The organism is Aureimonas sp. AU20 (assembly GCF_001442755.1).
In the GTDB taxonomy this organism is placed as follows: Bacteria; Pseudomonadota; Alphaproteobacteria; order Rhizobiales; family Rhizobiaceae; genus Aureimonas.
On record NZ_CP006369.1, the window covers coordinates 232,267 to 255,282 of the forward strand.

20 protein-coding genes are annotated in these 23,016 nt (G+C 64.9%); 8 read left to right on the forward strand and 12 right to left on the reverse strand.

Translation table 11 applies throughout. The features are described from left to right. The first annotated feature begins 10 nt into the window (after positions 1 to 10). From M673_RS20115 to M673_RS20125, 3 genes are all read left to right on the forward strand, one after another. A complete protein-coding gene (locus tag M673_RS20115; protein WP_061978504.1) occupies positions 11 to 427 on the forward strand; it encodes a DUF3830 family protein in 417 nt (138 codons plus the stop codon). Positions 428 to 598: 171 nt separating this feature from the next. After that, positions 599 to 1,435, forward strand: coding sequence for an alpha/beta fold hydrolase (locus tag M673_RS20120; protein ID WP_061978505.1), 837 nt, complete (start codon positions 599 to 601; stop codon positions 1,433 to 1,435). 303 nt (positions 1,436 to 1,738) lie between these two features. Beyond that, positions 1,739 to 2,377, forward strand: a complete 639-nt coding sequence (locus M673_RS20125) for a TetR/AcrR family transcriptional regulator (RefSeq protein WP_082657496.1) — start codon at positions 1,739 to 1,741, stop codon at positions 2,375 to 2,377. A 271-nt stretch (positions 2,378 to 2,648) separates the two neighbouring features. On the opposite strand, the gene M673_RS20130 is transcribed toward M673_RS20125, so the two are convergent. From M673_RS20130 to M673_RS20165, 8 genes are all read right to left on the reverse strand, one after another. Continuing rightward, entirely contained in the window at positions 2,649 to 4,442 is a 1,794-nt protein-coding gene (locus M673_RS20130; protein ID WP_082639907.1) for an ABC transporter ATP-binding protein, read from the reverse strand. After that, positions 4,439 to 5,383 (reverse strand): acetamidase/formamidase family protein, encoded by a 945-nt coding sequence (locus tag M673_RS20135; protein ID WP_061978508.1) that lies wholly within the window; start codon positions 5,381 to 5,383, stop codon positions 4,439 to 4,441. The genes M673_RS20130 and M673_RS20135 overlap by 4 nt, the downstream gene beginning before the upstream one ends. Before the next feature lies 1 nt (position 5,384). Next, positions 5,385 to 7,001: an ABC transporter substrate-binding protein gene (locus tag M673_RS20140; protein WP_061978509.1), complete on the reverse strand. Its 1,617-nt coding sequence runs from the start codon at positions 6,999 to 7,001 to the stop codon at positions 5,385 to 5,387. Positions 7,002 to 7,015: 14 nt separating this feature from the next. After that, positions 7,016 to 7,936: an ABC transporter permease gene (locus tag M673_RS20145; protein WP_061978510.1), complete on the reverse strand. Its 921-nt coding sequence runs from the start codon at positions 7,934 to 7,936 to the stop codon at positions 7,016 to 7,018. Further along, positions 7,936 to 8,844, reverse strand: a complete 909-nt coding sequence (locus tag M673_RS20150) for an ABC transporter permease (RefSeq protein WP_061978511.1) — start codon at positions 8,842 to 8,844, stop codon at positions 7,936 to 7,938. The genes M673_RS20145 and M673_RS20150 overlap by 1 nt, the downstream gene beginning before the upstream one ends. Beyond that, on the reverse strand, positions 8,822 to 9,445 hold the full coding sequence (locus M673_RS20155) for an ANTAR domain-containing response regulator (RefSeq protein ID WP_061978512.1): 624 nt from the start codon (positions 9,443 to 9,445) through the stop codon (positions 8,822 to 8,824). Before M673_RS20155 ends, M673_RS20150 begins: the two co-directional genes overlap by 23 nt. Next, on the reverse strand, positions 9,442 to 10,536 hold the full coding sequence (locus tag M673_RS20160) for a transporter substrate-binding protein (protein ID WP_061978513.1): 1,095 nt from the start codon (positions 10,534 to 10,536) through the stop codon (positions 9,442 to 9,444). Before M673_RS20160 ends, M673_RS20155 begins: the two co-directional genes overlap by 4 nt. A 372-nt stretch (positions 10,537 to 10,908) precedes the next feature. Continuing rightward, positions 10,909 to 11,274: a helix-turn-helix domain-containing protein gene (locus M673_RS20165; protein ID WP_061978514.1), complete on the reverse strand. Its 366-nt coding sequence runs from the start codon at positions 11,272 to 11,274 to the stop codon at positions 10,909 to 10,911. Between the two features lie 173 nt (positions 11,275 to 11,447). Between M673_RS20165 and M673_RS20170 the strand changes: the two genes are divergently transcribed. Then, on the forward strand, positions 11,448 to 11,993 hold the full coding sequence (locus M673_RS20170; protein WP_061978515.1) for a PAS domain-containing protein: 546 nt from the start codon (positions 11,448 to 11,450) through the stop codon (positions 11,991 to 11,993). Positions 11,994 to 12,233: 240 nt separating this feature from the next. On the opposite strand, the gene M673_RS20175 is transcribed toward M673_RS20170, so the two are convergent. From M673_RS20175 to M673_RS20190, 4 genes are all read right to left on the reverse strand, one after another. Then, positions 12,234 to 14,303 (reverse strand): HAMP domain-containing methyl-accepting chemotaxis protein, encoded by a 2,070-nt coding sequence (locus M673_RS20175; protein WP_061978516.1) that lies wholly within the window; start codon positions 14,301 to 14,303, stop codon positions 12,234 to 12,236. A gap of 269 nt (positions 14,304 to 14,572) precedes the next feature. Further along, the gene (locus M673_RS20180; protein ID WP_061978517.1) at positions 14,573 to 15,595 is read right to left on the reverse strand and encodes a GGDEF domain-containing protein; all 1,023 of its coding nucleotides are present in this window, start codon (positions 15,593 to 15,595) and stop codon (positions 14,573 to 14,575) included. Between the two features lie 814 nt (positions 15,596 to 16,409). Then, positions 16,410 to 17,603 (reverse strand): FAD-dependent monooxygenase, encoded by a 1,194-nt coding sequence (locus M673_RS20185; protein ID WP_061978518.1) that lies wholly within the window; start codon positions 17,601 to 17,603, stop codon positions 16,410 to 16,412. A 49-nt stretch (positions 17,604 to 17,652) separates the two neighbouring features. Further along, entirely contained in the window at positions 17,653 to 18,102 is a 450-nt protein-coding gene (locus M673_RS20190) for a MarR family winged helix-turn-helix transcriptional regulator (RefSeq protein ID WP_061978519.1), read from the reverse strand. A 402-nt stretch (positions 18,103 to 18,504) separates the two neighbouring features. On the opposite strand from M673_RS20190, the gene M673_RS20195 reads away from it, so the two are divergent. The 4 genes from M673_RS20195 to M673_RS20210 all read left to right on the forward strand — a co-directional run bounded on the left by M673_RS20195 (position 18,505) and on the right by M673_RS20210 (position 22,944). Beyond that, positions 18,505 to 19,716, forward strand: coding sequence for a methyl-accepting chemotaxis protein (locus M673_RS20195; RefSeq protein ID WP_061978520.1), 1,212 nt, complete (start codon positions 18,505 to 18,507; stop codon positions 19,714 to 19,716). 304 nt (positions 19,717 to 20,020) lie between these two features. Further along, positions 20,021 to 20,173, forward strand: coding sequence for a hypothetical protein (locus M673_RS20200; RefSeq protein WP_156421132.1), 153 nt, complete (start codon positions 20,021 to 20,023; stop codon positions 20,171 to 20,173). Between the two features lie 2 nt (positions 20,174 to 20,175). Then, on the forward strand, positions 20,176 to 20,964 hold the full coding sequence (locus M673_RS20205) for an SDR family NAD(P)-dependent oxidoreductase (protein WP_374755566.1): 789 nt from the start codon (positions 20,176 to 20,178) through the stop codon (positions 20,962 to 20,964). A gap of 489 nt (positions 20,965 to 21,453) precedes the next feature. Beyond that, the gene (locus M673_RS20210) at positions 21,454 to 22,944 is read left to right on the forward strand and encodes an MFS transporter (RefSeq protein WP_061978523.1); all 1,491 of its coding nucleotides are present in this window, start codon (positions 21,454 to 21,456) and stop codon (positions 22,942 to 22,944) included. The last annotated feature ends 72 nt before the right edge of the window (positions 22,945 to 23,016 follow it).

The following is a 23,016-nucleotide window of genomic DNA, read 5'->3' on the forward strand; positions in this document are numbered from 1 at the left end:
GATAGATTCCATGAGCGACATCATCGTCGAGATCGACGGCCATTCCTTTCCCGCCCGCTTCGAGGGGGCTGCTCCGAAGACCGTCGAGGCCTTTCGCAAGCTCCTTCCCTATAGCGAGCGCGTCATTCACGTGCGCTGGTCGGGCGAAGCCTGCTGGATCCCGCTCGGCAGCACCGACTTTGGCCTCGGCTATGAGAATGCCACGAGCCATCCTCATCCAGGCCAGATGATCCTCTACCCCGGTGGTGTCTCGGAGACCGAAATCCTTCTCGCCTATGGACCCGTCGCCTTCGCCTCCAAGGCAGGTCCGCTCGCCGGGAATCATTTCCTGACGATCACGGATGGGCTCGACAAACTCGCCGAACTCGGACGCGGCACACTCTGGACCGGAGCCAAGGATATTCGCTTTCTCGCCTCCGAAGGGTAGCGGACAGAGGGAGACATTGTCATCGCCTCGTCGAGATCGGGCAGGATGCCGAAAGGCATCTCTCAGGCGATTCCCACGCTCGTCAGCGTCCGTACCCCTTGGGGAACCTCAGACAACCGAAAGCAGTTGTCATTGGATACACTGCTATATCCAATCTTGGCGAGGATCGCGATGACACTCCCTCCCACCCACGGCGTGGTAAAGCATGTCGAAACCAGCGTCGGACAGCTGGCCTATCGCATCGACGGCGACGGCGAGCCGATGCTGCTTTGCCAGCGTTTCAAAGGTACGATCGACGATTGGGATCCGGCTTTCGTTGAAGCGCTGGTCGCGACCGGACGGCGTATAATTCGGTTCGACAATGCCGGCATCGGGCGGTCTAAGGGCACGACGCCTTCGTCCATGCCCGAGATGGCGGATGGGGCTCTCGCCTTTGCCGAAGCGCTTGCGCTGGACAGCTTCGATGTTCTCGGCTGGTCTCTCGGCGGCGAGGTCGCCCAGTGGATGGCCTTGAAGGCTCCCACCCGCGTCCGCAGCATGATCTTTGCAGGCACCAGCCCTGGCGCGATTAGCGAGGTTGCGCCCGATCCCGAGGTGGCGAGCGTCAAGGCGAAGCCGCAGCAGAACGAAGCGGACTTCCTCTACCTTTTCTTCGGCGACAGCGACGCAAGTCTGGCGGCGGGTAAGGCGAGTTTGGGCCGCGTCGCCGCCGTATCCGCCGGGCCCGCGGTGAGCGAAGCCGCGATCGCCGCGCAGCAGGCCGCGTCCAAGTCCTATGGTGCGGGTCCGGACGCCAGCCGTCCGAGACTTGGCGAGATGGCGATGCCGATCCTCGTCGCGAACGGCAATCGTGACCGGATGCTGCCGCCGTTTGGCTCTTTCGTGATCGCCCGTGACGCGCCAAACGCCAAGCTCGTGCTCTACCCGGATGCAGGGCACGCTTTTCTGTTCCAGTATGTCGATGAGTTTGTGGCCGAGATCGACCGCTTCCTGCGCGCAATCGCTTGAAAATCGCCTAACGAAACCTCTGGGCGGAGGAAGGTCGAGGGGTTTTCGTCGGGAGATTGAGCGAAGCCTGGGTGATGTTGGCGACAGGGCCAAGCATTCGCGACGAACTCCACGGTGGGAAGACGAAGGCCAGCCGACCCCACGAGGTTCTGCTAGTGCTTTAGGTCAGCGCCGGAGCATCGTCTCGTGCCTTCATTGACAGGGCGCGGCGGATCACCATTGTCCGGTCGATGTCTTGGCCGAACTTCGTCCCCGCCGGTGCTCTGGCAAGGGCTGGCGCGAACCAACCCGGCGTTCTCTATCATGCGCTATCCTCCTGATCAGAAGACGAGAACACGCCAGCTCATCGTCGAAACAGCCTCGCGCGTTCTGCGAAGGGATGGCATCGCTGCGACCGGCATCGTCCCATTGATGCGCGAGCTCGGGATGACGCAGGGGGCGTTCTACAAGAACTTCGCCGATCGCGACGATCTCCTCGTCGCAGCTCTGACGTGGGCGTCAGAGGAGACCCGTGGCTTCATGGCAAGCTGGGCGGCGGCGGCCCGGGCGGATGGTATCGCGCCGATCGCGCGCATCATCGAAGAATATATCAGCAAGCGGCACCTCGATCATCCAGAGCGGGGATGCCTCGTCGCCGCATTATTGGGCGAGCTGTGGCGTCACTCGTCGGTGGTGCGCCGCTGCGCCGAAGAGCAGTGCCTGCACCTTTTCGACGATGTTGCGTCCTACCTCCCAACAGAACGACGTGAGGACGGCCGCGCCCTCTACTTGCTTATGGCTGGAACGATCTCGTCCGCTCGCTTGGCGAGTGACCGCGCCTCGCAGATCGCGACGCTTTCGGAAGGCCGGGAGGCGGCATCGAGATTGATCGAGATGATGTCGCCCCCGAAAGATCGGGCAGGATCGGATGGCTTGTCGGAACGCGATGGATCCGCGCGGTGAGGGGGTGCCGAGCGCCTTCGTAGGCATGAACCTTGTTGTTGTGCTCGAATCAGACCGGCGGCCTGTCGATGACATGGCTTGCGTTCGGAAGGGCAGCGGATGTTTCGGAAGGGGTTAGGTCCGTTCGATGGTGGATAGCTTGGGCGGACGGTCGAGACCCGATCCATCGCACGAGTGTTCCAGGTGTTCATCCGCTGAGAATGGAATGGAAGGGGATCATCGTGTCCCACTTTGCTATCCGAAACACGCCCAGCCAAACCCTTCCGCAGCCTCAACTCATGGCCACGAGATGGCCGCCGCCGACATCCGTCAGGGCAAGCCGAGCCGGCGGATCGCCGGCGCGCCTCACCGCGCTCGGAATATCGCCGACGAGGCGCGGGAAGGCGGCGCGGCGGCGGGCGGGATCGGGGATGGGGACGGATTCGATCAGGCGTCTCGTATAGGCATGGCGGGGGTTGCCGAAGACCTGCGAGGCCGTGCCCATCTCGACGATCTGGCCGAGATACATGACCGCGACGCGGTCCGAAATGTTCTCCACCACCGCCATGTCGTGGCTGATGAAGAGATAGGCGATGCCGAATTCGCGCTGTAGCTCCTTCAGGAGTTCCAGCACCCGCTTCTGCACGGAGACATCGAGCGCGGAGACGCTTTCGTCGGCGATGATGAGCTTGGGTCGCAGCGCGAGCGCGCGGGCGATGCAGATGCGCTGACGCTGCCCGCCGGAGAACTGGTGGGGGTAGCGGCGCATGGCATCTGTGGGTAGGCCGACCCGCTCGAACAGGCCGGCGACGCGGTCCTCGCGTTCGCGCGCCGAGCCGATCCCGTGGATCACCAGCGGTTCGGCCACGAGGTCGCCGGCCCTCATGCGCGGATCGAGCGAGGCGAACGGGTCCTGGAAGATCATCTGCACGTCGCGCCGCAGCGCCTTGCGCTCAAACGTCGAGAGATCCTGCGCCGCACGGCCTGCAACGGAGAGCTGACCCTCGTAGGGCACGAGCCCCGCAATGGCCTTGGCGGTGGTGGACTTGCCGCAGCCACTTTCGCCGACGAGGCTGAGCGTGCCCTGTGCCGGCACGTCGAAGGAGATGCCCGCGACCGCATGGACCTCGGCGACAGTGCGCCCGAACAGGCCGCCCTTGAGGGGCAAGCGCACCGCGAGATCGCGGATTTCAGCCACCGGCGCGGGCTGCACGGCCGCCGCCTCGCGCCCGCCGCCGTTTCCCATGCGCGGCACGGCCGAGAGCAGCGCCCTGGTGTAGTCCTCGCGCGGCGCGGCAAAGAGCGGGGCCACCAGGCCGCCTTCCACCACCTGACCCTCTCGCATGACGATGACCCGGTCCGCCATCTCGGCGACGACGCCCATGTCGTGTGTGATGAGGATCAGAGCCGTGCCGCGCGTTTCTTGGATCTCCTTGAGAAGGCCGAGGACCTGTGCCTGGATCGTCACGTCGAGCGCGGTGGTCGGCTCGTCCGCGATCAGGACGTCGGGCTCCAGCGCCAAGGCCATGGCGATCATGACGCGCTGGCGCATGCCGCCGGAGAGCTCGTGCGGATATTGCCTGAGCCGTCGCTCGGCCTCGGGAATGCGCACGGCCCGCAGCGCCTCCAGCGCCATGCCAAGCGCCTCGGCCCGGCCGACATCGCGATGCGCCTCGATCGCCTCGGTGAGCTGGCGCCCGACCGTCAGGACCGGGTTCAGCGAGGTCATCGGCTCCTGGAAGATCATGGCGATCCGGTCGCCCCGCACCCGCCGCATCGCGCCTTCGGACAGACGCGTCAGGTCTTCCCCGCCGAGCCGGATCGCGCCCGAGGCGACGACCGGGCCGGGCTGCGGCAGGAGGCCCATGATGGCGAGCGCGGTCAGCGACTTGCCCGAGCCGGACTCGCCCGCGATGCACAGCGTCTCGCCGCGCGCGAGCTGGAAGGACAGGCCCTCCACCAGCACGCGCGCCTTCGCGCCGCCGCCGACCGCGATCGACAGCGCCTCGACGGAGAGCACGGGATCGGCAGCGGGCGCCTGCGCAGCGACGCCGCCCGCCTCTGTTCGCGCTGGTTCCGCCCTCACTCGAACACGACCCGGGGGAAGTAGAAGGACACGACCCAGTTCGGCATGTCCACGATCTCGGAAATGCGAAGGTCGCCGCAAGTCGAGACCAGCATATAGGCGTCCACCGGGTTGAGATTGTAGCGGGAGGCCAGCAGCTCCACCATGTCCGCCACCGCCTGGCGGGCCCCCGTCATCAGATCGGGCCCGACGCCGGTCGTCACCTCGTAGCCCTTGGCGTCGAGATGGCGCGTCACCGGGCCGGGCGTGGTGAAGCGCGGCATGGCGAGGTTCGCGCCCTTCACGAGATCGAGCGTCAGGACGGCGTTCATCGGGCTTTCGATGGCCGTGCCGCAGACCTCGCCGTCGCCCTGCGCGGCATGGGTGTCGCCGACCGAGAAAAGGGCGCCCGCGACCTCCACCGGCAGATAGAGCGTGGTGCCCGCCGACAGGTCGCGGATATCGAGATTGCCGCCGACCCGGCGCGGCGGCACGACGGAGTGAAGCCCGGGCTCGGCGAGGGCGTTGCCGATGGTCCCGGCGAAGGGCTTCAGCGGCACGCGCCCATGCGCACCGAAGGCGGCGGGCGCCAGGCTCTGCGCATCATAGGACCAGAGCGTGAGCGCGGGGTCGGGGAACTGATCGGCCAGGAGACCGAAGCCCGGGATGTTGGCCGTCCAGCCGAAGCCGGACGGTTTGAAGCCCTCGATCGTCACCTTCAGCGCGTCGCCCGGCTCGGCCCCTTCAACGAAGATCGGACCGGAGACCGGGTTGATCTTCCCGAAATCGAGGGCGGTGACGCTCTCGACGGTGGAGGCGGGCGTCAGCTGCCCGGCCGAAGAGTCCCGGCATTCGAACTCGATCGTCGCGCCGGGCGCCACGCGCAGGGCCGGCTCGAACGCGTTGTCCCAGCCGAAATGATGCTGGCGGCCATGGATCGTGTAGTCGCAGGCTTTGCACATCTCACTTCGCCTCGACATATCTGTAGTTCATCGGCGTGTTGACGGGGTCGATATACAGGGCGTCGTCGCCCCCCATCTTCTCCGAACGCATCGTGTAGCGCTTCTCGTTGAAGACGGGGACCCAGGGCGCGTCGGCCATGACTTGCTTGTAGACCTCGCCCCAGGCGCTGGCGCGCTCCGCGGCCTTGGCCGGATCGACGATCGCATCGGCGGCGGCGGCTTTCTCGTCCAGCGCCTTGTTGCAGTATTTCGCCCAGTTCCAGCCGCCATCGGCCGCGCCCGCGCAGCCCAGGATCGGGCCGTAGAAGTTGGACGGATCGGGGAAGTCGGCGATCCAGGCCATGCCGCCCGACCAGATCATCGGCGCGCCCTCAGCCGAGCCGCCGGCGGCGATGACATTGGCCTGCGCCAGACTCTGGATCGAGGCCTTGATGCCGATCGCGGCGAGGTCCTGCTGGATGGCCTGCGCGATGCGAGGCTGCGGATCGACATTGGCGACGAAGAGCTCGGTCTCGAAGCCGCCTTCGTGGCCGGCCTCCGCCAGAAGCGTCTTGGCCGCCGCCACATCGTACTTGTAACCGTCGAAGCCCTGGACATAGCCGGGCATGGTCGGGGGCAGGGGCTGGTTGGCCGGTGTCGCGCGGCCGTTGATGATCTGGACGATGCGCTCCTTGTTGATCGCCATGTTGACGGCCTGACGCACCTTCAGATCGTCGAAGGGTGCGGCCTTGGTGTTCAGGGTGATGTAGCCGGTGTGGAGCTGCACGCCCTCCACCACCCGGGCGGCCTGATCGGGATTGCCCATGACTTCGCGGAACTTGGCCGGCGGAATGCCGTCGCCCGGCACGTCCACCTCGCCGTTCTGGACGCGCAGGAGCGAGACCACGGGCTCCTGGCCGATCTCGAAATTGATCCGGTCGAGCTTGGGCGCGCCCTCGCGGTAATAATCGGCGTTCTTTTCGAGGACGAGGCGCTGGCCGAGCGTCCATTCCGTCAGCTTGAAGGCGCCGGTGCCGACGGGATGGCGGCCGAAATCGGCACCCGACTTCTCGACCTCCTCCTTCGGCACGATGAAGGAGAAGTTCAACGCCATGACCGAGAGGAAAGTCGCGTCGGGCCGCGACAGCGTCACTTCCACGGTCCTCTGATCGAGGATCTTCACGCCGGAAAGCTCGCTCGCCGTGCCGCCCTGCACCGCGTCGAAGCCGGCGATGGAGCCAAGGAAGCCGGCGCCGGGCGACTGGGTGGCCGGGCTCACCGTGCGCTCGAAGGAGTATTTCACGTCCTCGGCCGTCATCGCGCGGCCGTTGTGGAATTTGACGCCGTCGCGCAGCTTGAAGGTGAAGACCTTGCCGTCGGGCGAGATCGTATAGCTTTCGGCCAGGCCCGGCCGCAGGGTCGCCGTGCCCGGCTCGTAGTCCATCAGCCCGTCGAACAGGGCCTTGATCATCGAGAAGTTCTGCCAGTCGTAGCCGATGGCCGGATCGAGCGTGGCGATGTCGTCCTTGTAGGTGACGGTGATCGCGCCGCCGCTCTGCGCCAGCGCGGCGGCGGGGGCGGCGAGAAGGGCGGCGGAAATGGCCAGCGCGGCGGCGCCCCGCTTGAGGAGAGAGGTCATGGTCGGCTTCCCTTTTACTGGAGCTTGATGCGAGGATCGACGAAGGGGGTGACGAGGTCGGCGAGGAGATTGCCGAGCACGATGGCGACCGCCGAGACCAGCGTGACGCCCATGATGATCGGCAGATCGACGCGCTGGATCGCCTGCCAGGCGAGCTGGCCGATGCCGGGCCAGCCGAAGACGCTCTCGACCACGACGATGCCGCTCATGAAGAGTCCGATATCGATGCCGATCATGGCGATGACGGGCAGGATGGCGTTGGGCAGGGCGTGTCGGCCAAGGATGGTCCAGCGCCTGAGGCCCTTGGCGCGGGCGGTGCGCATATAGTCCTGGCGCAGGACGTCCACCATGGAAGAGCGCATCATGCGCGCGTACCAGCCCGCTCCCAGAATCCCGAGGGTGAGCGCGGGCAGGACGAGATGGGAGAAGGTGCCGTAGCCGCCGATCGGGAACCAGCCGAGGCGCACGGCGAAGACATAGAGAAGCAGCAGCCCGACCACGAATTGCGGCGCCGAGACGGTGACGAAGGAGGCGACCATCAGCGCATGGTCGCTGGCCCGCCCGCGCCGCACGGCGGCGAGCATGCCCATGGTGAGGCCGAGCGCCAGCTCGCAGACGATCGCCGCCAGCATCAGGAGGAGGCTTGCCGGCAGGCGCGCCCAGATGAGGTCCGAGACCGCCGAGCGCTGCAGGTAGGACCGCCCGAGATCGCCCTGGACGAGCTGGCCGAGATAGCGGGCATATTGCACAAAGAAGGGCTGATCGAGCCCAAGCTGGGCGCGAATATTGGCGACCTGGGCGGCGGTGGCGGTGCGCCCGGCGATCTGCCGCGCCGGGTCCGCCGGCAGGAGATAGAGCAGCGCGAAGGTGACGAGGCTGACGCCGAGAAGGATCAGGACGGCCTGGAGCAGGCGGCGCGCGAGATAGATCGCCATCAGACGCGCCCCTGTTCGGTCGGATCGAGCGCGTCGCGCAGCGCGTCGCCGACGAGATTGAAGGCGAGCGCCAGAAGAAGGATCGCCGCGCCGGGGAAGAAGACCAGCCAGGGGGCGGCCTGAAAATAAGTCTGGTTCTCGAAGATGATGTTGCCCCAGGAAGCGTCCGGCGGCTGCACGCCCACGCCGAGAAAGGAGAGCGTCGCCTCCAGGAGAACCGTGGTCGAGATGCCGAGCGTGCCGTAGACGATGACGGTCGAGGTCAGGTGCGGCAGGACATGGCGGAAGAGAATGCGGGACGAACTCGCCCCCAGCGTCTTCTCGGCCTGGATGAATTCGCGCTCGGCGAGCGAGCGCGTTTCGGAATAAACGACGCGCGCCACCTGCACCCAGTTCACCAGCGCGATCACCAGCGCCACGATCCAGAGGCTCGGCCGCAGCACGGCGGCGAGGCAGATGGCGAGGAGCAGCGCGGGAAAGGCCATCATCAGGTCGGTGAAGCGCATCAGGACCGTGCCGAGAAACCCTCGGAAATAGCCCGCCGTGACGCCGACCAGCGTGCCGATCACCAGCGCCGCGCCATTGGCGACGATTCCGATGACGAGCGAGTTGCGCGCGCCGTAGAGGAGGCGCGAAAGCAGGTCGCGCCCGAGAAGGTCGGTTCCGAGCCAATAGGTGGCTGACGGTGGCAGGGGCGAGCCTTCCAGCGTCAGCCCGTCGAAGAACTGCTCGTTCGGATCGAAGGGCGCTACAAGGGGCGCGAAGATCGCCGACAGGCTTACCAGCGCGATGATGAGAAGGCCGAGCAGCGCCAGCTTGCGCGATAGGAGCCGGCGCAGGACGCTGTCTCCGCCGACGGGAGGGGAAGGCGGCAGGGCGGCGGCCTCAGGCCCGACGAGGACGCTCATCCGAAGCCTCCCTGTTCTTGAGTTCCACGACCCGCCGCGCCGCCTCTTCCATTGTCACCTGCCAGCTCATCGCGAGCTGGCGGAGCTGGGCATAGGCCTGTTCGTCGCCGATGCCGGCACCGGAGCCAGCGGCGGCACCGGCGAGGGCCACCACCGCGCGCACCACGGTCTGACGCTCGGCAACGCGCTCGCGAAGGCTGGTGATTTCCCGTCCGAGCCTTCGCCGCTCGTCGAAGGCGCGCCGGGCGATGAGAAGGGCGGAATAGACGCCGGCATTGACGACGGGCTTGACGATCTGCGCGTCCACCTGGCGCGACAGCGCCCATTCGATGCGCCCCGGCGCTTCCGAGCCGATCAGAGCGACGAGCGGCATAGGCGCCTCGCCGGGCTGCCAGGGGAACTGCTCGTCGAACCCATGATCGACGTCGAAGAACAGGAAATCCGCCCCGGCGGCCGAGGCCGGCAGGTCCGGCCAGGTCTGCGCCACGTCCAGCCCGATCGCGCCGAGCTGGCGGATCAGGCCCTCGATCGAGGCATGCTCGCGGTGGAGAACCAGGGCTTTGGCCCCACCGAGATTGGGAATTCTCGCGCGGCGGTTCATCGCACCAGCCTCAGCGAGGGCCGGAAGGTCGCGGCCGGATCGTAATGCGAGAGGTAGGGGTCGGCACCGATGCAGCTGGGGCTTGCCTCCAGAAGCTCGAAACGGGTGCCGCGAATGCGCCCGATCTTGGCGGGCAGCTCGGCATGCTGGGTGCGCGCGTCGATGCGGATCGCGCCGAGCGCCGTTTCGTGCGGCCCGGCCGCCAGGGCACGGCGCACCGCGTCCGGCTCGTCGTCTCCGGCCGCCTCGATCGCGTCGGCAAGCACCGTCACCGCCGCATGGGCGGCCGCTTCGAAGGAGGAGCGCGGCCCCGGCGCGCCATCGTGAATGAAAGGCAGGGAGGAGAGATGCCCTTCGCCGAAGGGCGCGATCGAGGCGAGTTCGGCCTCGGTCAGGTTGCAGGAGACGATCGGGCGCCGCTCGGGGCGAAAGCGCTCGTCCTCCCGGCCGAGCGCCGCATAGGCCTCGTAAAAGGCGTAGGAGGAAGGACCGATCAGGTTGTTCAGGACGAAATCCGGCACGGTGGCGCGGATCTCGGCGACGAGCCGCCCCACATCGGTGTCGCCGAGCGGCAAGTAGCGCTCACCCCTCACCTCGCCGCCGGCATCCGCCACGAGGTCCCGGGCGATGCGGTTCATCTCCCAGCCCCAGATATAGTTGGAGCCGACCAGAAAGGCATCTCGGCCGTAACGCGCAGCGACATGGGCCACCAGCGGCACGAGATGCTGGTTGGGCGCGGCGTTCATGTAGACGACGTGGTCGTTCGCCTCGAAGCCTTCGTAGGGCGCGGGATACCAGAGAAGGCCCCCATGCTTCTCCAGCACCGGGATCACCTCCTTGCGGCTCCAGGAGGTGATGCAGCCAACGACATGTCGCAGCTTCGCCCCCGTCAGAAGCTCGGCGCAAAGCGGCGCATAGTGCTCGATCCGCCCGGCCGGATCGCAGTCCACGGCCTCGAACCGGATGCGGCGCGCCGGATCGGCGTTCACCGCCGCGATGGCGCCGTACACGCCCTCGCGGCAGGCTTGCCCGAGCCGCTCGTAAGAGCCCGACTGCGAGAAGAGGACGCCGATCCCAACGCTTTGCTTCAAGGGCTGTTGTTCCAAGCGAAACCCGTTCCAGAACGAAAAAGCCCTGCTGACCCTACGCGACGCTTGGAGGCGTCGCGTAGGGTCAGCAGGGCTCGAATGCCATCCGGCGGACAGGGCCGGTATGAGGCAAGTCTGCGCTAACTTCGAAAGCGCGTCAAGCGATATGCTAAGATCTGAGGCGTGTATAAATTTTGAGCACGAGAGGCTTCTAAAGGAACGGATTGTCGCTCCGCCGCCGTTAAAGAGGACAGCCTAGAGTTCTGGCTTTCGACCTTTGGTGCAAGTGCGGACTTTGGCCATGGCTTCATGGGAGGGCTCCGGCTTTCTTGAGTTACTTCGGCCGCTTTCGAAACAACTGTGCGTGAGCCCCGGTCACAGAGATCTGAGCTTGACCATCCGCACGAACAGGTGGCGGATCGCCCTCCTTGTCTCAGGATCCCTGATCCGGGAAAGCATGTCCTCCACGGCTGGTTCGAGCACCACCTCGTTCGCAAAGTTCACTTCGTCGAGCGGCTCGCCCTCCATTCCTTCGAAGAAGAAGCTCGTTGGAACGTCCAGCGCCGTGGCCAGTCGATAAAGCGTGCTAGCGCTCACGCGGTTCTCGCCGTTCTCATATTTGCGAACCTGCTGATACGTGATGCCGAGATCTTTCGCGACGGACTGAAGCGATCGGCCCTGATCCAAGCGACGCCGCTCGATCCGCTTGCCCAGATGGATATCGATCGGGTCATTGCTCAAGGTCTGCGATCCTCAAGGGCTTTTTCAGATTACAATCACTAAGTCTGCATGATCAACAACTTAAGATTATGATCCGGCCACCCCAGAGAGTGGACATTGCGACGGAAGCTCTGTACGACTAACCGTTTTGTGATGAAAGTCGATTATGCCTGATATGCTCTGGGGTTGTCATAATGGTGAATGACCCTGAGACCGATGAGGCTGTCCGTGATCTGATCGGAATCTGGAACTGGCAGGTCAGCAGCAATCTGGTGATCGCCTGCGAACGGGTCTGCGAGTACATCAATGTGCCGGTCGAACTTGGTCGCCATGGGATGAGCCCGGAGCGTTTTATCGCCGCGATCCATCCCGACGATCGAGCGGCGCTCGATGAGGTCGTCAAGATGGCGATCGAGGCGGGAGACTCCATGGTGGTCGAGTACCGGCTTCGCAGCACGTTGCATGGCACGCGGCGGGTCCGCTCCCAAGGCCGCTGCTTTCGAACCCCCGCTGGGCGTCTTACCCATATCTCCGGGTATCTGACGGACATCGAACGCTCTCAGCCCTCGAAGCTCGAACATGAAGGCCAAGAGCCGGAACGAACTCTCGTCGATCTTCTCACAAAGGCCCGTGAGTTGGCTGCGTCACTCGATTACGGCATGGTGGGTGCGCTGATCGATGCCACGCTTCTGGAAACCGGCTTCCAGATCGCCGCGCGCCTCCTGGAAGAGGAAAGCTGATCTCGTGCGCCGAGAGGAAAAGCAAGACAGCTCCCCCTGATCGGCCCCTCCGAACCGAGGTGCAGCTCTACAGAAATTACTCGGCGAGAATGCCTGTCTCCAAACTGAACAGGGCTGGCTTAGGGCTCTTATTGCCGAGTGTGGGGTTCAAAAGCAGGTTTCAAATCGACTTTGCCTTTCTGGCAGATCCTGTCAGCGGAGCTATACGGCGACTTAAAGTCCATCGGGGATTGGTGAGGGCTATGCGCTCAGGCGCTCGAAGCTGTCGTCGCTATTGAGATCCATATCAAAGCCGGTCGCTCGCCGCTGGGTCGGAAGCGAGGTCGATCTCCGACCTTCAATCGCCGAGGGGATGGCTTTGGGTTCGATGCTGGTGGCCGTCTTGTCCTCGTGACGCGATACCGGAGTGGCCGCCTGGAAAGGGGAAGGGGATTTTGCCGATCCTGTAAGTTTGAAGAACCCGGCACTCTCTTCCAGCCGGCCCGCCTCGGCCGAGAGCTGTGCGGCGGTGGCGGACATTTCGTTGGCCGCTCCAGCGTTGGACTGGGTGACCTGATCGAGTTGCTGGATCGCCTGGTTGATCTGATCGATGCCGACAGACTGCTCTCGGCAAGCGGCTGAGATTTCGGATACGAGATCGGCTGTCCGCTGAATGTCGGGCACCAGGGCGTCCAGCATTTGGCCTGCCTCTTCCGAGGTCAGAAGCGTCTGAGCCGACAACGTCCCGATCTCCTGCGCGGCGGCCTGCGACCGCTCGGCCAGCTTGCGAACCTCGGATGCGACAACGGCGAAGCCTTTGCCATGCGGACCTGCCCGTGCGGCCTCGATGGCGGCGTTCAGCGCCAGCAGGTCAGTCTGCCGGGCTATCTCCTGAACCACCGAGATTTTCTGGGCGATCGTGCGCATGGCTTCCACCGAAGCCGCCACCGCGACGCCGGTCCGCTGTGCGCTGCTGGATGCCTGCCCTGCGATCTTTTCGGTTTGGCTCGCATTATCGGCGTTTTGACGCACGTTGGCCGACATTTCTTCGATCGCAGCGGACGCCTCTTCCGAGGCTGCTGCCTGTTCGGTGGAGCCTGATGACAGCTGCTCCGCCGTAGCCGCCGACTGGCTCGAACCGGATGCGACCTGGCTGGCCGACGTGGTCACCGACAAGGCAATCCCCGACAGTTTTGCGCTCATCATGTTCATGGCGCGCAGCAGGTCGCCGATCTCGTCCGATCCCTTCGCGTCGACACGCTGGGAGACGTCACCTTCGCCGATGGCGTTGGCCAGGCCAACGGCCTTGCTCAAGCCGCGCGTCACCGACAACGCGATCCACGTTGCAGCGCTGGCGCCCACGGCCATGCCACCCGCGATCAGACACAGGAGCCAAACCCATGTCGCGTCGTAGCTGCTATCGGAATCGGCGATGAACTGCTGGGCTTGCGCTCCGGCTTCCTTGACCAGCTCGTCCAGACGCTGGGACGTGGCGACTGCCAGAGGGATCTGCTTTTTGTTGGCAAGGTCGGTCGCCTTGGCCAGCCAGTTGTCGACGCCGACATCCGCAGACGCCCTCATCCCGCTGAACGCCTTGGCCCAGGCGGCTCGCAGAGTTTGAATATTGGGAGCCAGAGCAGGAAAGCGTAGGCCGAGCTGGTCGATGCCAGCCTTGATTTGATCATCGAGTTCGTTCAGCCGGCTGCTGGCAGCCGCGATGTCGGTGTCAACGTCATAGGCGAGCGCCTTCGCCATCTGGATCCGCGCATCGAGAACGGAAGTGACAAGCCGCTGGATAGCCTCTTGCATGGCCAACGCGTCCAGCGATGCCGAAGCGGGACCGGCCTGGAGGGCTTCCAGCTGTTGCCTCACCGCGCCGACCGTCGCTTCGCTTTCCAAGAGTCCGTTGGTGGTCGCGGAGGCGTCGGCCTTTTGCCCGAACAGGAAGGTCTGGTCGGATACTGATTTCAGCTCCGTGAGCATCGGCTCGATATCTTTGAAGAGCTCGCGTCCTTCGGGGCGCATGGCGCGCAGGACGTCCTTCAGGTTCGTGTCGACGTCCATCCAGTTTTTGTCGTACTCGGCAACCGTCGTCTTCAGTTTTTCGGGGTCGGCGGTGAAGAAGGAGGTGAGAATGTCACGTCGGATGGTCTCGAGATTTGTCTGGATTTCTTTGCTGTTCTCGACCTGCTGAAAAGGCTGTTCGGCAAAGGCGTGCAGCATTCCGTTCGTATTCTTGACGGACGCCAAACCAAAATAGCCGACTGCGCCGGTCACAACCAGAAGGGTCCCGAAGCTCGCAGCGAGCTTAAGCTTCATGTTCAGTCGCATGGTCGAGATCCCAGAATGCTAAGCAGACGAGATAAGATGGCGCCCAAATGATTAGCATTCACTGAAACGTGAGCTTCTGCGCAGAACGTTAAAACGATGGCTGGCAAAGCTTGGGGGCGACAGCGCCTCGAACGACGGGAGACATTGTCTTCGATGAGGGAGCTCGGGTGAGCACGCAGGGCAAGCGCGTTCGAGCCAAGGAATGCTGATCCGTTCGGAAACGGTTGGACCAGCACATCGGACGGCCAGCAACGAAGCCTGCCTTTGAACTATCCGTCGATTGCAGGCAACGGATGGAATGATGCGCCTGTTCGTGACTGCGGCTCGAACTGCGGAACGGGTAGATCCGCGGTACTGACCCGGTCGCGGCCCGCTTCCTTGGCGCGGTAAAGCGCTCGATCCGCCCGTTTGATCGCCTGGTCGAGGTCTTCTTGCTGGCGGCGCATGGCAAGGCCGATGCTCACCGTGAAGGGAATCGCGGCCTCTCCGATCTGGACCGCCTTTTCCTTGGCCGCGAGGCGAATGCGTTCGGCCAGCGCTTCGGCGTGCTGGTCGGAACTGATGTCAGTCGCAACCAGGAACTCCTCCCCGCCCAGACGCACCAGGAGGTCCGATGGTCTGACGATATGGCTCATGCGTCCGGCAAACTCGCGCAGCACCTCGTCGCCGCCGTCATGTCCGAAACGGTCGTTGATCTGCTTGAAGTGGTCGAAGTCGATGAGAAGGAGCGTGCGCACCGAGGCGCCCTTTCCGATCGCGTCCGCCACCCCCGATCGGTTGAGTGTGCCCGTCAGAGGATCGCGGTGAGCCGTTCTCAGGACGGTGCGGTAATCGCGTTCGCCAACCATGGCGATCACAGCCAAAGTGAAGACGATCGTCACGAGGTGATCGGTGAGGAGAAACAAGGACTCACCCGCGTCGCCAGCCAGCCATCGGTTGCCGGTAAACGTCGTGATGAGGATCGCCGCAATGTTCAAGAGGACGATTCCGCCCGAGATGCTGCGAGGACCGAACAAACCAACCCGTCCCGCGATGACATAGACGACCTGGGCGGTGCTGGCGACGCAATAGGTGAGCAGCGCCATGCGTTCGGCGGTTTCCCAATCCCTCGTCAAAACACCGGTGATAACGCATAGCGCCAGCGGGGCGGGGAGCAGTGCGCCCAGCGTTCTCGTGAGCGGAGGCTTGCCATCGAAGATGCGATAGCCACCCCACATGACGATATTGGCGACGTTCAGGACCGTGAAACCGAAACCGTTCCAGAGCGGCGTGTCGGGAGAGGGTCCTTTCATGCACCTGGCCGAGCAGGGTCTCCAACAGCCAAGCCATCAGTGTACACACGCCCAGCACGAGGGCTGCGTAGACAAGCGCGTGGGTGCTGGAGACGAACTGTGCTAAGGTGCCCATATAGGCAGTGATGCATATCCCATCCTAGGATTTGGTATAGAACATTGCTTTACAATTTTTGATTGAAGATTTTCCGAAGCGAATGTCGATGGCAGGTGCTAGCGGCGATGGGCAACTCAACGACGGATCTGTATCACTCTTCAGCGATACGCCGGCGAGAATTTTCAAGATGAATTGCAATAAATTTCTGAAGCACTCTTCGTCCTGATCGGGCAGGATTTACGATCTGGATTTCGACAATCATTTATTTGTTTAACTATTCCAATTTAATTAATAAAATAGAGGCAAGACGATTTCCGAGACCGGATTTAAGATTTAATACCATCGAGAATATTTTGCCGAACCTAAGAAAACACGCCTGCTGTGGGTTGAAGATACCATCCCAACACCTTCCATTTGGATCTAGGGGAACAGCGTCATCTTGCTGTAAGGAGAGGACTGGATGCCGCGATTAGGCGGGCCGACCTCGCGCTCCACCGCGCCAGAGTTTCTGCTCGCCGCCTCATCGCCGTTTGAGGCCGATATTAGTTCTCCCGCTAATAGGCTTTCCCTTTCGTTCTGGAATGTGTGGGCTGCTCCTCACGAGAGAAAGTCCGAGTGAATCCAGTATCGCGTTTGGATGATGCGCATGATCGAAACGATGTCATGAGCAATGGAATGGTCTACTGCTAGGATACTGTGGTGGACGCGTCCTCCACCTCACGGATGCTGGGGATAGCTGGAGAGGTCGGGTGACTTGGTCTGGCCAGAAAACAGCTTGGCGGCCAGGTTCCGGACGGTTGGTCGGCTCGCGACGCCCAGTACCCCATGCAGAAGGTGGATGCCGAGCCGGCTGCGCGGATGCATCAGGCGCGGGGCGATCTTCGGCACGCCTTGCGCATCGTCCACCATCGGACGCATCTTGGCCTCGTACTCGCTGAGGGCGGCGGCCACATCGTCGCGGCGGTCGAGTTCCGCGGCCAGGACATAGGCCCCCGTCACCGCCAGCGTCGTGCCGATGCCGGCAAGCGGGGTCGCGCACCAGGCGGCGTCGCCCGTCAGAACCACGCGGCCCTTCGACCAGCGCTTCATCCGCACCTGACGCAAGACATCGAAGTAGAAGTCGTGCGTGCTTTCCATTCCTGCGAGAATGCGCTCGGACTGCCACCCGGCATCCGCGAAGCGCTCGCGCATATAGGCTTTCTGGCGTTCGGCATCCCACTTGTGCTCGCCGTTCGGTGCCTGCTGAATGGCGAGGTTGGCGCGCGTCGTTCCATAATTGTCAGGCCGCAGCGAGAGGCTCCGGCCCCCCGTCGCGTTGTACCAACGCCACATCCGGTTATCGCCCGGCACGTGGGGAATGGTGAAGTATGCGATCGTCAGATTCATCCATCGCGGATCGTTCTCGTCGGGAAACATCAGTTCGCGCGTCTTCGATCCGACCCCTTCGGCGACCACCACCAGATCGTAGCTCTCAATCGCGCCGCCAGCGAAGGTGACGATCGCCCGCTCGCCGTCATCGTCGATGCGCTCGATCCTGTCGCCGAAGCGGAACGCGGCATGCTCGCGCGCCGACTCGTAGACGAGACGCGCGAGGTCGCCGCGCAGGATCTCCATCTCGGCGGTCGGGCCGTCGCTTCCCAGTTCTTCGAGCGAAAACTCCGCCACGACCTCGCCGTCCGCGTCGACCCAGGTCGTTCCCTCCTCGCCGGTGCCCCGCTCGAGCGCGGTCCGCTCCAAACCCATGCGGCGCAGCACCTCTCGGCCGACATCGCGTACATCGACATTCTGACCGCCATCGCGGAACTCGGGGGCACGTTCGACCACCGTGACGTCGTTGCCCAGACGGCTCAGCCACCACGCTGCGGTGTTCCCGGCGATGCTGGCGCCGGAGACGAGAATACGACGGGACATGGGGCAGGCTCCTACGGACAAACAATATCATGCATGATGTATATCGGATTCAGGATCGGTCAAGATTGACGATCAGCCGCCCGAGCAGCGCGACCAGATCGGCGGTCTCCTCGGGCGAAAAGCCCTCGAGGCCTTTCGCGTTGCCGGCAACCAGCGCTTCGCCGCCGATGCGGGCGGCCTCGCGTCCGGCCTGCGTGAGTTCAACCACCGATGCGCGTCGGTCGCTCTGCGACGGCGAGCGGGCGATCAGGGACATCGTCTCCAGCCTGTCGAGCAGGGCCACCATGGCCGGCTGCCTGACGGCCGACGAGCGGACGAGGTCGCGTTGCAGCAGCGGTCCCTTCCATGACAGAAGAAGGAGCGGTCCGATCAGGGACATGGTGAGGCCGTGCGGCTTGAGCGCCGCGTCCACCCCGCGATTGAAGGCGCGGGCGGCGTGATTGGCGAGGTATCCCGGCGCGGTCGCGGCATCGGGATGAATGTCGTCCTTGTCCTGCATGAGAGCCACCTGCGCCTTCGGAACCGATCTCGTCGTCCCCGAAGTCGGGTAGTTCACGCGGTGGATTGCGACAAGGTTCGCCGAAGACAACGACAGAAAAGAACCGGCCCCTTCGTCGGCACGGCCGCAACGGCTGTTTCCCGCCCCGTTGCAGTCTGATGCGAGCCGACAGAAGCGAACCGTCTTGCCGTTCGATCTCGACACGCAACCGCTTCGAAACGCCCCAGCAGCTCAACGGTTAAGGGTTCGCAATCGAGCAGCCGGCGGCATTCGAACGACGCTGTTCATTCTCGGAAAACCAACCCGGCAAGTGACGCTCGCCGCCTTTCCGAATGGTGCTAAGTGCCGCTTATCGCGACAGTGTTTGTCGCCCAAGCCATTTCCACTCAGGATTGTCTACCCATGCGCCTTTCCATCAAATTGCGCCTCGCATTGAGTTTCGGTGCTCTGCTCGTCTCCGCCTGTGCCATCAACGTGCTCTGCATCCACGCCCTCGCCCCGGCTGGGCAAACCAGCTATGACAGCACGCAGATGACCCTCTTCGCAGCGATGGCCGCCGTGATGGCTATGGGTGTCGCTCTGGCAGCCTGGATCATCGGCTCCTTAACCAGCGGCATCCGCCAACTCGCGGAGAACATGGATCGGATCGCGAACGGCGATCTGTCGCAGCGCATCGTCCATTCGCGCCGCGACGAACTCGGAGACCTTCTGACCCGCCTGTGTCAGACCCGGCTCCGGTTGTCGGGAACGGTTCATGCCGTGCAAGGCGCGGCCATGCAGGTCGCATCGGGCTCGCAGCAGTCCCTCGCGACGGCGACTCAGCTTTCCTCCGGCTCCACCGAGCAGGCCGCCGCCTCCGAGCAGGCGTCCGCCGCGATCGAGGAGATGACCGCCAACATCCGCCAGAACGCCGACAACGCCTCCACCACCGAGAAGATCGCCGCCCAGGCCGCCGAACATGCCGGCACCACGGGCGCGGCGGTGGCGCAGTCCACCGAGGCGATGCGCGCCATTGCCGAGAAGATCGCCGTGGTGCAGGAGATCGCCCGCCAGACCGACCTGCTCGCTCTGAACGCCGCGATCGAGGCGGCCCGCGCCGGCCAGCACGGCAAGGGTTTTGCGGTGGTGGCCTCGGAAGTGCGTAAGCTCGCCGAGCGCAGCCAGGCGGCGGCGGCCGAGATCGGCGACCTCTCGTCCCGCACGCTGGTGGTGGCGGAGGATGCCGGGGCGCGTCTGGAGCGGCTGGTGCCGGACATTCGCAAGACGGCGGAGCTGGTGTCGGAGATTTCGGCGGCGTGCCGGGAGCAGTCGATCGGCATCGAGCAGATCAACCAGGCGATCGGGCAGCTGGATCAGGTGACGCAGTCGAACGCCGGGGCGGCCAACGAGATGGCGGCCACCGCCGATCAGCTGTCCACCGAGGCGGGCCGGCTGGAAGATCGGATGGCCACCTTTCATCTCAACGATGGCGAAGCGCGGATCATTCTTGCGGGGATGGAGGAGGGCAAGACAGGCGATGCGCTGCAAGCCCTGGCGGAGGACTTCGTGGCGCAACAGCAGCAGAGGGCGCCCGCGCAGCAGGACCGTTTCGTGCCACAGCTTCGCGCTGCTTGAACCGAGAGCATCCGGCGAAACCCGATGGGGTCGGCTGGCCGGGTCGTCCGGCCGCTGACATCGTGGTCTGCCCCTCGGCAATGCGCTGGGCGCTCTTGCCGCCGGTCTGGTGATCGATCACGGGCCGGGCTCGCACGGTTCTCTTGACAGCGGCGCTCCTTCCGCTGGCCGCGCTGGGCCTTGTCCTTCGCCGGCGCCCTTCCCGGAACGCGGGTGGAGGCCACCTTACCACAGCGGAGCGAAGAACGATCTGCGCGGTGGCATCAACCCCTTGATCCGCACCTGTGGTTCGTTCGACGCGGTCATGGACTTCGACCGGCTGCTCGCCGAACCAGCGCGCCCAATGCGGCTGCTCCCGACCTTCGACTGCGGCGATCGCCTGCATCCCGGCGACGCCGGAAACAAGGCCATGGCCGACGCCATCGACCTCGACACCCTTCTCGGAGACGCACCATGAAGATCGACCTTTCCGGCAAGACCGCCCTCGTCACCGGCTCCACCGCCGGCATCGGCTTCGCCATCGCGCTGGGCTTGGCGAGAGCCGGCGCGCATGTCGTGCTGAACGGCCGTGACGCGGCGCGGACTGAGGCCGCCGTCGCCAAGCTGAAGGCCGAGGCACCGGAAGCCGAGGCGAGCGGCGTCGCCGCCGATGTCGGCACGGCTGACGGCTGCGACGCGCTGGTGGCCGCGCTCCCGGCGGTCGACATCCTCGTCAACAATGCCGGCATTTTCGGCCCGCAGGACTTCTTCGACACGCCCGATGCGGAATGGGAGCGCTTCTTCGCGGTCAACGTCCTGTCCGGGGTGCGCTTGTCGCGCGCCTATCTGCCGGGCATGCAGGCGGCGGGGTGGGGCCGCGTCCTGTTCCTGTCCTCCGAATCCGGTCTCAACATCCCGGTCGAGATGATCCATTACGGCGTGACCAAGACGGCCGACATCGCTCTCTCGCGCGGCCTCGCCAAGCGCATGGCGGGCACGGGGGTGACGGTGAACGCCATCCTGCCGGGCCCGACCCTGTCGGAGGGGGTGGCAGAGATGCTGGCGGGTGAGGTCGAGAAGACCGGCAAGCCGATCGAGGAGGTCGCGGCCGACTTCGTCAAGGCGCATCGCTCGACCTCGATCATCCAGCGCGCCGCCACCGTCGAGGAAGTCGCCAATCTCTGCGTCTATGTCGCCTCGAAACAGGCCTCGGCCACGACCGGCGCGGCGCTGAGGGTCGATGGCGGCGTGGTCGATACGATTGCCTGAGGGTCAGGCGCCTCCCACGAGCAGGACAGGCGGAGCGCGTGCGCCTTCATGGTGCCGCCGCCTCAGAGGCTTGGAGCATGCCTTCGCAATAATCGATCTGCTCGCTGAGGGAACGGTCGCGGCGGTCGCAAGGCCGCCCGGCCATTATTCCCGTTCGGCGTCGAACCCAGCCGGATCGCTTTCGCGCGCAATGGCCGCCGGCCAGGGCGCGAAGGGTCCGGCGTGAACTCTGCCGATGCCCTGGAACGGGCCTTCGCCGTCGCCCACCGAGCTCTCGCCTGCCGGGAAGCGCTATGGCCTTTTCCTGTCATCGCCCGACCCCGGCGCCACCCGCTCGCGACGGCATATCGCGGGCGCGAAGATTGTGACCGGTGGAGGGGTGGTCATCCCCACCGTAAAATCATATGTCGGCCTTGCGATTCCATCGAAGGTGTCACGCCGTCCGGCGGCCCGGCTCGTCGCCGCCCGTGAAGCGTTCGTTTCGATCTCATGTCGGTTCAGTCTTCCGGTGTCCGCCTTGCCGACGCCGCGCCCGCCCGCCGCAATTTCCGCACCGTCGCCCTCATCGTCGCCAGCGCCATGTTCATGGAGCAGCTCGACGCCACCATTCTGGCGACGGCGCTGCCCACGATGGCGCGCGACTTCGGCGTCGGCGCGCCCTCGATGAGCATTGCGCTCACCTCCTATCTCATCAGTCTGGCGGTGTTCATTCCCGTCAGCGGCGCGGTGGCCGACCGCTGGGGCTCGCGCACCGTGTTTCGCGCCGCGATCGGTGTCTTCGTCGTCGGCTCGCTTCTCTGCGCGCAGGCGCCTTCGCTCGGCTTTCTCGTCGTCGCGCGGCTTTTGCAGGGGCTCGGCGGGGCGATGATGATGCCGGTCGGGCGCCTCGTGCTCCTGCGCTCGGTGGAGCGGCGCGACCTCGTCTCGGCCATGTCCTGGCTGCTCGTGCCCGCCCTGATCGGGCCGATCCTCGGGCCGCCGGTCGGCGGCCTCATCGTCACCTATGCCGACTGGCGCTGGGTCTTCTACATCAACGTGCCCATCGGCCTCATCGGCATGGTGCTCGTCAGCCTCTTCATTGACGAGACGAAGGGGGAGCGAACCGGGCCGTTCGACGCCGTCGGCATGGTCCTGTCGGGCGTGTCGCTGGGATCGCTCCTGTTCGGTTTCGAAAGCGCCAGCCGCGAGGGCGAGGGGCTGATGGCGCTGGCGCTGGTCGCGGTCGGCCTCGTGGCCGGCGCGCTCTATCTGCGCCATGCCAAGCACCATCCCGCGCCGATCCTCGATCCCGCCCTGATGCGGGTGCCCTCGTTCGGCACCTCGGTGATCGCGGGTTCGCTGACGCGCATCACCCAAGGGGCGCAGCCGTTCCTCCTGCCGCTGATGATGCAGCTCGGCTTCGGCCTGTCGGCGGCGACGAGCGGCCTCATCACCATCGCCACCGCGATCGGCTCGCTGATGATGAAGGCGCTGGCGCCCCGGCTGCTGCGGCGCTTCGGCTTTCGCAACGCGCTGGCGGTGAACGGCATCGTGGCCGCGCTGCTCTATGGCGCCTGCGCCTTCTTCCGGCCGGACTGGCCGCTGCCGCTGATCTTCGGCGTTCTGGTCTGCTGCGGCTTCTCGATGTCGTTCCAGTTCACCGCCTACAACACGGTGGCCTACGACCGGATCTCGTCGGCGCAGATGAGTTCGGCGACGAGCTTCTACACGACCTTCCAGCAGCTGATGCTCTCGCTCGGCATCTGCGTGGCGGCGCTCGCGCTTCACGGCTCGATGAACCTCCAGCGTCACGACGTACCCGAGCTTTCGGACTTCTCGGTCGCCTTCGCGGTGGTGGTGGCGATCTCGCTGGTGGCGACGATCTGGAACCTGCGCTTCTCCGTGGACGCCGGCCGCGAGATCAGCGGCCACGGCCATGTGGCCGAGAGCGTGAAGCGCCCCGCCGCCGAGGCCAGCGAGGCGCTGGAACACGCCCGCTAACGGCGGCGTCTCGCGGGGGGAGGGGGGGGCGGTCTCGTCTCGGACGCGACCCCGCCTCGAACACTCGCTCGG

Excerpts from the sequence above, each read along its gene's own strand:
- M673_RS20125 (WP_082657496.1), top strand. The coding sequence starts at position 1,739 with ATGCGCTATCCTCCTGATCAGAAGACGAGAACACGCCAGCTCATCGTC.
- M673_RS20150 (WP_061978511.1), bottom strand. The coding sequence starts at position 8,844 with ATGAGCGTCCTCGTCGGGCCTGAGGCCGCCGCCCTGCCGCCTTCCCCT.
- M673_RS20120 (WP_061978505.1), top strand. The coding sequence starts at position 599 with ATGACACTCCCTCCCACCCACGGCGTGGTAAAGCATGTCGAAACCAGC.
- M673_RS20115 (WP_061978504.1), top strand. The coding sequence starts at position 11 with ATGAGCGACATCATCGTCGAGATCGACGGCCATTCCTTTCCCGCCCGC.
- M673_RS20145 (WP_061978510.1), bottom strand. The coding sequence starts at position 7,936 with ATGGCGATCTATCTCGCGCGCCGCCTGCTCCAGGCCGTCCTGATCCTT.
- M673_RS20185 (WP_061978518.1), bottom strand. The coding sequence starts at position 17,603 with ATGTCCCGTCGTATTCTCGTCTCCGGCGCCAGCATCGCCGGGAACACC.
- M673_RS20155 (WP_061978512.1), bottom strand. The coding sequence starts at position 9,445 with ATGAACCGCCGCGCGAGAATTCCCAATCTCGGTGGGGCCAAAGCCCTG.
- M673_RS20200 (WP_156421132.1), top strand. The coding sequence starts at position 20,021 with ATGGACTTCGACCGGCTGCTCGCCGAACCAGCGCGCCCAATGCGGCTG.
- M673_RS20140 (WP_061978509.1), bottom strand. The coding sequence starts at position 7,001 with ATGACCTCTCTCCTCAAGCGGGGCGCCGCCGCGCTGGCCATTTCCGCC.
- M673_RS20175 (WP_061978516.1), bottom strand. The coding sequence starts at position 14,303 with ATGCGACTGAACATGAAGCTTAAGCTCGCTGCGAGCTTCGGGACCCTT.
- M673_RS20180 (WP_061978517.1), bottom strand. The coding sequence starts at position 15,595 with ATGAAAGGACCCTCTCCCGACACGCCGCTCTGGAACGGTTTCGGTTTC.
- M673_RS20210 (WP_061978523.1), top strand. The coding sequence starts at position 21,454 with ATGTCGGTTCAGTCTTCCGGTGTCCGCCTTGCCGACGCCGCGCCCGCC.
- M673_RS20170 (WP_061978515.1), top strand. The coding sequence starts at position 11,448 with ATGGTGAATGACCCTGAGACCGATGAGGCTGTCCGTGATCTGATCGGA.
- M673_RS20135 (WP_061978508.1), bottom strand. The coding sequence starts at position 5,383 with ATGTGCAAAGCCTGCGACTACACGATCCATGGCCGCCAGCATCATTTC.
- M673_RS20195 (WP_061978520.1), top strand. The coding sequence starts at position 18,505 with ATGCGCCTTTCCATCAAATTGCGCCTCGCATTGAGTTTCGGTGCTCTG.
- M673_RS20190 (WP_061978519.1), bottom strand. The coding sequence starts at position 18,102 with ATGCAGGACAAGGACGACATTCATCCCGATGCCGCGACCGCGCCGGGA.